Annotated in this window: 1 pseudogene; it reads right to left on the reverse strand. The window is 66.7% G+C overall.

Annotated elements, in window-relative coordinates:
• Nucleotides 1-787 (reverse strand): annotated as a pseudogene (locus ACCD11_RS28340) (type II secretion system protein GspD); the annotation flags it as partial.

Consider the following 787-nt stretch of genomic DNA (forward strand, 5'->3'; position numbering starts at 1 on the left):
GCTGCGTGCCTTCCATGCGGGTGCTGCCGCTGCCGCGGTTGTTCGAGCGCTGCAGTGCGGAGTCGGGCAGCACCGGCGCGGCGTTCACGCCGCGCAGCATGACGTTGTCGGTGTTCGGCTGCGTCTGCAGCTGCTGGCCGCGGATCTCGTCGTAGCGGTCGTAGGCGAAGGCCTCGGACGAAGCGCCGTCGCGCATCACCGCCGGGCGCAGGAACATCATCAGGTTGCTCTTGCTGCGCGTGCGGTTCTCGTTCTTGAACAGGTTGCCCAGCACCGGGATGTCGCCGGCCAGCGGCACCTTCTCGATGTTGTTGTTGTAGGTGTCCGACAGCAGGCCGCCCAGCATGACCAGGCCCCCGTCTTCCACCAGCACGCTCGACTCGATCGAGCGCTTGTTGGTGGTCGGGCCGTTGGGGTTGCTCAGCGAGTTCTGGTCGACGGTCGAGGTCTCCTGGAAGATCGTCATGCGCACCGTGCCGTTCTCGTTGATGGTCGGGCGCACGCGCAGGGTGAGGCCCACGTCCTTGCGCTCGACGGTGGTGAACGGGTTCACGCCCACCGAGCCCGAGGTGCTGGCATACGAGCCGGTGGGGAAGGGCACGTTCTGGCCGATGATGATCTTGGCCTCTTCGTTGTCCAGCGTCAGCAGGTTGGGCGTGGAGAGCACGTTGGCGTCGCCGTCGCTGTTGAAGAAGTTCGCGATCGCGCCCAGGATGTACTGGCCGCCGATCTTGCCGGCGATGCCCAGGTTCAGCCCCGGCTGGATCGACGTCGCCAGGCCGGCGGC

The sequence above is a fragment of the Variovorax sp. Varisp36 genome (assembly GCF_047304235.1).
Classification (GTDB): domain Bacteria; phylum Pseudomonadota; class Gammaproteobacteria; order Burkholderiales; family Burkholderiaceae_C; genus Variovorax.